This is a genomic window from Agromyces binzhouensis (assembly GCF_004135055.1).
GTDB lineage: Bacteria > Actinomycetota > Actinomycetes > Actinomycetales > Microbacteriaceae > Agromyces > Agromyces binzhouensis.
On record NZ_SDPL01000147.1, the window covers coordinates 1 to 6,849 of the forward strand.

The 6,849-nt window shown below is 69.6% G+C and carries 6 protein-coding genes; 4 read left to right on the forward strand and 2 right to left on the reverse strand.

Annotation, left to right across the window (positions count from 1 at the left end):
- Positions 1–1,929: family 78 glycoside hydrolase catalytic domain (locus ESO86_RS08885; RefSeq protein WP_129234574.1), on the reverse strand; the 1,929-nt coding region annotated here is incomplete at its 3' end.
- 50 nt (positions 1,930–1,979) lie between these two features.
- Positions 1,980–3,005: a LacI family DNA-binding transcriptional regulator gene (locus ESO86_RS08890; RefSeq protein ID WP_129234575.1), complete on the reverse strand. Its 1,026-nt coding sequence runs from the start codon at positions 3,003–3,005 to the stop codon at positions 1,980–1,982.
- A gap of 217 nt (positions 3,006–3,222) precedes the next feature.
- Between ESO86_RS08890 and ESO86_RS08895 the strand changes: the two genes are divergently transcribed.
- The 4 genes from ESO86_RS08895 to ESO86_RS08910 form a co-directional block, all read left to right on the forward strand.
- Positions 3,223–4,560, forward strand: a complete 1,338-nt coding sequence (locus ESO86_RS08895; RefSeq protein WP_242492293.1) for an ABC transporter substrate-binding protein — start codon at positions 3,223–3,225, stop codon at positions 4,558–4,560.
- Between the two features lie 148 nt (positions 4,561–4,708).
- Positions 4,709–5,563, forward strand: a complete 855-nt coding sequence (locus ESO86_RS08900) for a carbohydrate ABC transporter permease (protein WP_207207074.1) — start codon at positions 4,709–4,711, stop codon at positions 5,561–5,563.
- Complete coding sequence (locus tag ESO86_RS08905) at positions 5,560–6,390, forward strand: carbohydrate ABC transporter permease (RefSeq protein WP_129234577.1); 831 nt, start codon at positions 5,560–5,562, stop codon at positions 6,388–6,390. The genes ESO86_RS08900 and ESO86_RS08905 overlap by 4 nt, the downstream gene beginning before the upstream one ends.
- Before the next feature lie 3 nt (positions 6,391–6,393).
- Positions 6,394–6,849: hypothetical protein (locus tag ESO86_RS08910; protein ID WP_207207073.1), on the forward strand; the 456-nt coding region annotated here is incomplete at its 3' end.

The window sequence follows — 6,849 nt, forward strand, 5'->3', positions numbered from 1 at the left end:
CCAGGTGTCGCGGGCGACCCGGTCGGCGATGCGGTCGGCGGCGGTCGCGCGGGCGGGGTCGCCCACGAGCCGCTCGGCGTCGGCCAGCAGGCGGGCGCTCCGCGAGAAGAACGCGTTGGCCACGTAGTCCGACGACACCTTGGCCTTCCACGGCTGGTCGCCCGGGGCGTCCGGGTCGAGCCAGTCGCCGAACTGGAACTCGGTGGGCAGCAGCCCGCGCTCGCCGGCGCGGCGCTCGAGGCTGTCGACATGGCGTCGCATCGAGTCGAGCTGGCGGACGAGCACCTCCTCGCTGCCGTACGACTCGTACACGGCCCACGGCACGATGGTCGCGGCATCCGCCCAGCCGGCCCGGCCCATCACGCTGTGCGCGCCGCCGTCGGCGGGGAACTCGTCACGCGTCAGGATGTTCGGGACGACGGCGGCGACCGCGCCGTCCTCGTCCTGGTCGAGCTCGACGTCGCGCAGCCAGCTCATCCAGAAGGATTCGACGTCGAAGAGCGTCGAGGCCGTCGGTGCGAACGCCTGGGCGTCGCCGGTCCAGCCGAGGCGCTCGTCGCGCTGCGGGCAGTCCGTCGGGAGCGACACGAAGTTGTCGCGCTGCGACCAGGCGACGTTCGAGTGCAGCAGGCCGAGGCGCGGATCGGCGCACTCGAAGCTCGAGCGCGGCCGGTCGGCGCTGGAGATCGCGACGGCGGTCGCCTCGACGACCTCGGCGCCGGTGACGTCGGCGTACTGGAACCCGTGGAAGGTGAAGTGCGGCTCGAGGACGCTCTCGCCGTCGTGCGCGAGCACGTAGGTGTCCGACGCCCGGGCGGTGCGGAGCGCCGCGGTGTGCAGGGTGCCGTCGATCTCGAGCACCTCGGCGTGGCGCACGACCACGCGGTCGCCGGCTCGCCCGCGCACGGTCAGGCGGAGCCATCCGGCGATGTTCTGGCCGAGGTCGAGGACGGCGTGCTCGCCGCGCTGCTGGACCTCGACCGGCCACTCGCCGACCGTGCGCACGCCGGACGTGATCCGGGGTTCGACGACCGAGGTGTCGACGGGGATCTCGAGTGCGGGTTCCCACTCCGACGCGTCGAAGCCGGGGCGGTCCCAGCCGGTGGGGTCGGCGGCCATGTCGATGTCGACGCCGTCGTAGAGGCTCGCGAAGCGCGTGGCGCCGGTGGAGCGCTGCCACTCCGGCCCGCTCGCGACGCGCACGTGGGTGCCGTCCGCGCACTCGACGTCGAGCTGGACGAGCGCGGCGATCGCGGCACCGTAGTGCTCGACCTCGTCCTCCCAACCGAGCCGGCCGCGGTACCAGCCGTCGCCGAGGAGCGTGCCGAGCACGTTCTCGCCGGCGGTGAGCGCGGACGTGACGTCCCACGTGCCGAGCACGATGCGGTCGTCGTAGGCCGTCCAGCCGGGGGAGAGGTGCTCGCCGAGCACGTCTTCGCCGTTGATCCGGATGTCGCCGACGCCCCAGAAGGTGGCTCGGAGTCGCGCGCGGACGGGCGTCGCCGGCAGGTCGAACGCGGTGCGGAGGAGCGTGACCGGGTCGTCGACGCGGCTCGCGGCGCCGATCGGCCGAGCAGTGAGCTCGGCCGGGTCGATGGCCGCCTCGACGACGGCCTCGTCGCTCCAGTCGGACCAGCCGTCGCGGGTCGCGATCCGCACGGCGTAGCGGCGCTCCGAGCCGGGAGCCACGTCGCCGCCCGGGGCGAGCACGCCGATCGGGTCGTCGGACGCGACGGGCTCGGACATCCCCTCGGCATCGCCCGACCAACGGACCTGGAAGCTCAGCTGCGGGGTGCCCGCCTCGGCTCGCCACGACAGGCGGAGACCGCGGCCGGGCACGCCGAGGAGGCCCTCGGGGTACTGGGTGCGCACCGAGTGCACTCGGGCCGACGGATCGGTCACGTCGAAGGATGGCAGCGTCGTGGACATCGAGGTCCTTCCGGGGGAGCGGCCGGCGGAGCCGGCGATGGTTCGAGGGGCTATCCGGCCCGAACGGCGCGCGTCGAAGTGCGCGGCTTCAGGACCGGGGTCACGGAGAAGTGCGTTGGTTCGGTGCGAGCATCGCGAATTCGTTCGAGCAACAGGCGGATTGCGCGGTCGCCCATCTCGACACCGGACTGGTCGATGGTCGTCAGCGAGATCGCGGGGTGGCTGGCCATGTCGACATCGTCGTAGCCGACCACCGAGACGTCCGCCGAGGTCAGACCGGCTTCGCCGACCGCGCGGAGCGCGCCGAGCGCGAGTTCGTCGTTGCCCGCGAAGATCGCGGTGGGCCGGTCGTCGTCGAAGAGGGCGAGCGTGTCGAGCCGCGCCGCATCCTCGGTCATGCCGGTGCGGACGACCCGGATCTCGTCCTCGAGCCCGGCGGCGCGCATGGCGGCCAGGTACTCCTCGAGTCGGATCGCGTGCGGCGTACCCGAGCCGGGCTCCGTCACGTCCTCGCTTCGCGTGAGGTGCGCGATCCGGCGGTGGCCGAGCTCGAACAGGTGCGCCATCGCGAGGCGCGTGCCCGAGGCGTCGTCGCCAGTCACGGTGTCGTAGTGCTCGGATCGATCGTGGCGGCCGATCATGACGACCGGCATGCGAGCGCCGAGTCGCTCGAGCCAGTCCGTCGAGACGAGCGGCGAGATCGCGATGATCCCGTCGACCTGTCGGTCGGCGAGCGCGCCGAGCGCCCGGATGCCCTCGTCGCCGTTCTCGTCGGCGGGCGCGATGATCAGCTGGTAGCCGGTGCCCTGCAGGGCGGCGGTGGCGCCCGCGACGATCTTGGTGAAGAACGGGTTGCCGATGTGCGGCAGCTCGATGCCGAGCGTGAAGCTCGATCCGCGCATCGCGCGTGCCGCGACCCGAGGACGGTAGTCGAGCGCCTCGATCGCGGCGGTCACGCGTTCGCGCATCGCCGGGCTGACACCGTAGGCGTTGCGGATGACCTTCGAGACCGCAGCACGGGAGACGCCGGCGTGCCGCGCGACGTCTTCGATGGTCGCCGCCCTCGCGTCGGTCATGCCGTTCTCCTCTCTTCGTCGTCAGGAGCGAACTCGTTGTCACTGTACACGCTCCGGCCGAATTCGGTAGATCGATCTACGCCAACGAGCACTTGGCGTAGACCGATTTACGTCACAGCTGTGTAGATCGGTTGACAAACGCGCGGCACGCTCCTAACGTGGCAGGCGCCACAGCACCGAAATCCCTCGGCGCACCCCAACAGCGCAGTTGCTTTACATGGAGGTAAAGAAGATGGTCCCCCGTACGACGCGACGCTCGATCGTCGCCCTGGGCGCAGGCGGTCTCGCCCTGTCCCTCGCACTGACCGGCTGCAGCGCCGGCGACTCCGACTCCGACGGTGGAGCGGTCGAACTGTCGTTCCTCGTCGACAACGGCGAATCGACGGTCGCGACGGCCGAGGCGCTCGCCGAGGCGTTCACCGAGGAGAACCCCGACATCACGATCACGGTCGAGACGCGCCCCCAGGGTGCCGACGGTGACAACGTCGTGAAGACCCGCCTCGCCACCGGCGAGATGGCCGACCTGTTCCAGTACAACTCGGGTTCGCTGCTCCAGGCGCTGAACCCCGACCAGACGCTCGTGAACATCGCCGACGAGGCCTACGTCGACAAGCTGGACGAGAACTTCGTCAAGAGCGTCGCGACTGAGAACGGCGTCTACGGCGTCCCGATGGGCCAGTCGATGGCTGGCGCGATGCTCTACAACAAGGACATCTATGCCGACCTCGGCCTCGAGATCCCGGAGAGCTGGGACGAGTTCATCGCCAACAGCGAGGCGATCAAGGAGGCCGGCGTGGCCGCCCCGATCGTGCAGACCTACGGCGACACCTGGACCTCGCAGCTCTTCGTGCTCGGCGACTTCAACAACGTGCTCGCAGAGAACCCCGACTGGGCCGAGGAGTACACGAACAACGAGGCGAAGTACGTCGACCAGCCGGCGTTCGCGGGCTTCGAGCACCTGCAGGAGGCGTTCGACGCAGGTCTCTTCAACGAGGACTTCGCCTCGGCGACCTACGCCGACGGCGTCTCGATGGTCGCGACGGGCGAGGGCGCGCACTACCCGATGCTCACGTTCGCGGCCTCCCAGCTGGCGACCACGAACCCCGAGGCCGCCGACACCGTCGGCTCGTTCCCGATCCCTGGCGACGACGCATCGACGTTCGGCCTGACCGTCTGGATGCCGACCTACACGGTGTTCGTCCCGCAGTCGACCGAGGGTGCGAAGCTCGATGCCGCGAATCAGTTCCTCGAGTTCCTGACGACGCCCGAGGCCTGCGACATCGAGGCCGCGGCCAACGCCCCGCAGGGTCCGTTCGTCGTCGAGGGCTGCGAGCTCCCGGACGACGTGCCCGCCATGGTCTCCGACCTCCAGCAGTACTTCGACGAGGGCAAGACCAACCTGGCGCTCGAGTTCCTCTCGCCCATCAAGGGCCCGGCTCTCGAGCAGATCACTGTCGCCGTGGGATCCGGCATCACCTCGGCTGCTGACGGCGCCGCCCAGTACGACGAGGATGTCAAGAAGCAGGCCCAGCAGCTCGGTATCGAGGGCTGGTAAGCCGTACCACCGCACTGCGGGGCCGGGCAGCCCGCCCGGCCCCGCAGCCACACCCGGGAGATCCACCATGACCACCGCGACGGCCACCGGCCGAACCGCGACGGGCCGCCAGGCGACGCCGCCTCCGACGCCCGCCAAGCGGAAGCCCATGAAGACCCCGTACCCGACCTGGTTCTTCATCCCCGCCGGCGTGTTCTACGTCGTGCTGTTCCTCATCCCGACCGTCGCGTCGTTCTACTTCTCGCTGACCAGGTGGACGCTGTTCGACGTCGAGTTCATCGGGTTCGACAACTTCATCCGGTTCTTCCAGGAGCCGCAGCTCGTCACGGGCTTCATCAACACCTTCATCTACGCCTTCGTGACCTCGGGATCGAAGGTCGTGCTCGGCCTGCTGTTCGGCGTACTGCTCAGTTCGCAGATCATCGGACGCGGATTCCTCAGGGCGACCATCTTCTTCCCGGTGCTCGTCAGCACGATCGGCGTGGGGATCCTGTTCAAGGTCCTCATGGACCCGTTCGGCGGACCCATCAACGAGACGCTCGCGGCGATCGGGATCCAGGGCCCCGGCTGGCTGACCGACCCGTCGATCGCCCTGCTCTCGGTCGCGCTCGTCGACATCTGGAAGGGCGTCGGCTTGGCCACGCTCATCTACATCGCCGGGATGGTCGCGATCCCGCAGGAGTACTTCGAGGCCGCGAAGGTCGACGGCGCTGGTGCCTGGAGCAACTTCCGGCACATCACGCTGCCGCTGCTCCGGCCCGCGACGATCACCGTCGTGCTCCTGTCGCTCATCGGCGGCCTGCGTTCGTTCGACCTCATCTGGGCCATGACCGGCGGCGGCCCGGGCTTCACGAGCGACGTGCTCGCCTCGGTCATCTACAAGCAGTACCAGGCCGGCTTCTTCGGTCTCTCCACCGCGGGCAACGTCGTGCTCTTCGTCGTCGTCGCAGCGATCATCTTCCCGCTCTCGTGGTGGCTCAACCGGAAGGGGGACGAGCAATGAGAAACGTCGCCTGGAAGTGGGGCGGCGGCTCGGTCGCCATCCTCATCGCGCTCGTCGTCTTCATCGTCCCGTTCCTCTTCATCGTCTTCACGGCGGGCAAGACGCAGGCCGAGGCGTCGTTCCTCGAGTTCACCTGGCCGACCGAGTGGGTGCTCTTCGAGAACATCGCCACGGTCCTCCAGAACCGCGACTGGTTGCTGGTGCGCGCCTTCGTCAACAGCACCGTGCTCACGGTCGGCGCCGTGTCGATCATGGTCGTGCTCGGCGCGATGGTCGGGTACGTCCTGCAGCGCCGCAAGTCGCGGTGGAACCCCCTCGTGAACGCCCTCGTGCTCGCGGGTCTCATCATCCCGCCCGCCGTCGTGCCCACGATCTGGGTGCTCCAGGGGCTCGGGTTGTTCAAGACGCTCGTCGGTCTCATCGCCGTCCACGTCGCGTTCGGGCTGTCGTTCTGCATCCTGCTGTTCCGGGCCTTCGTGGCCACCATCCCTCGCGAGCTCGACGAGGCGGCCGTCATCGACGGCGCCGGGCCGGTGAAGCTGTTCTTCCGCGTGATCTTCCCGCTGCTGCGGTCGGTCATCGTCACGGTCATCGTGGTGCAGGCGGTCTTCGTGTTCAGCGACTTCACGTACGCGCTGTACTTCCTGCCGGGCGACGACAACGCGACGGTGCAGCTGACGACGTTCAACTACATCTCCCAGTCGGCCAGTTCGTTCAACCTGCTCTTCGCCGACGTGCTGCTCATCACGATCCCGCCGCTCATCATGTACATCTTCTTCCAGCGGCAGATCGTCGCCGGCATGACCTCCGGCGCCGTGAAGGGCTGACGGATGCTGCAGCCGCCGCCGCGCTCGGCCGAGGAGGTGCGGCGGTGGGTCGGAGCCCGCTCGCCCCAGCCCTTCGACGACGTCGACGTGGTTCCTCGGGCGGCGGGCTGGGCTTGGGCCTACGGCCGCGACCAGTACGAGCTCGCGCTGCTCGGTCGGCTGGTGGATGACGGGTTCGCCGCGAATCGGCACGTGCACTATCCGCGGAACCATGGACGCCCCGTGCCGCGGGCGCGGTTCCGCGCGGTCGTGACGGAACCCGGTCGCGTGACCGTCCGGGTCACCGGTCGGGTCGAGGTGTCGGTGGCGACGGATGCCGCGAGGCCGTCCGCTCCGGCCGTGTTCGCCCCATCCGGCGATGACCTGCTCGTCGCGCTCCCCGCCGCCGGCGCCGTCGTCGAGTTCGACGTCGCGGCGGGCGCGGGAGCCGTTCCCGCGATCGGCATCCCGGCCGGCGCG